Annotated in this window: 1 protein-coding gene; it reads left to right on the top strand. The window is 51.3% G+C overall.

Translation table 11 applies throughout. From position 1 onward, the window contains the following. Positions 1–758: elongation factor Tu (locus ACO0LC_RS29115; protein WP_423009747.1), on the top strand; the 758-nt coding region annotated here is incomplete at both ends.

Here is a 758-nt window from a genome sequence, read left to right as displayed (position 1 = left end):
GGCACAATTGGTCACGTTGATCACGGCAAAACCACACTGACAGCAGCGATTGCAACAGTCTTGTCGAAAAAATTCGGCGGCGAAGCTAAAGCCTACGACCAGATCGATGCAGCACCAGAAGAAAAAGCGCGCGGTATTACAATCAATACAGCCCACGTTGAGTACGAAACAGCTGGTCGTCACTACGCCCACGTTGACTGCCCAGGCCATGCTGATTATGTTAAAAACATGATCACAGGCGCGGCTCAAATGGACGGCGCAATCCTGGTTTGCTCCGCAGCAGACGGTCCTATGCCACAAACTCGCGAACACATCCTGTTGGCCCGCCAAGTTGGCGTACCATACATCATCGTGTTCCTGAACAAGTGCGACATGGTTGATGATGCTGAGTTGCTGGAACTGGTCGAAATGGAAGTTCGTGAATTGTTGTCCAAATACGAATTCCCAGGCGACGACCTGCCTATCATCCAGGGTTCCGCTAAACTGGCCCTCGAAGGCGACAAAGGTCCATTGGGCGAAGAAGCCATCATGAAACTGGCTGATGCACTCGATTCCTACATCCCAACACCAGAACGCGCTGTTGACGGCGCCTTCCTGTTGCCAGTAGAAGACGTATTCTCCATCTCCGGTCGCGGTACAGTAGTTACTGGCCGTATCGAACGCGGTATCGTCAAAGTTGGCGAAGAGATCGAAATCGTTGGTATCAAAGACACAGTCAAAACAACATGTACTGGCGTTGAAATGTTCCGCAAACTGCT

The organism is Undibacterium sp. JH2W (genome assembly GCF_049340425.1).
In the GTDB taxonomy this organism is placed as follows: Bacteria; Pseudomonadota; Gammaproteobacteria; order Burkholderiales; family Burkholderiaceae_D; genus Undibacterium.
The sequence above is the reverse complement of the archived record's forward strand: the minus strand, read 5'-3'. Positions and strand labels throughout refer to the sequence as shown.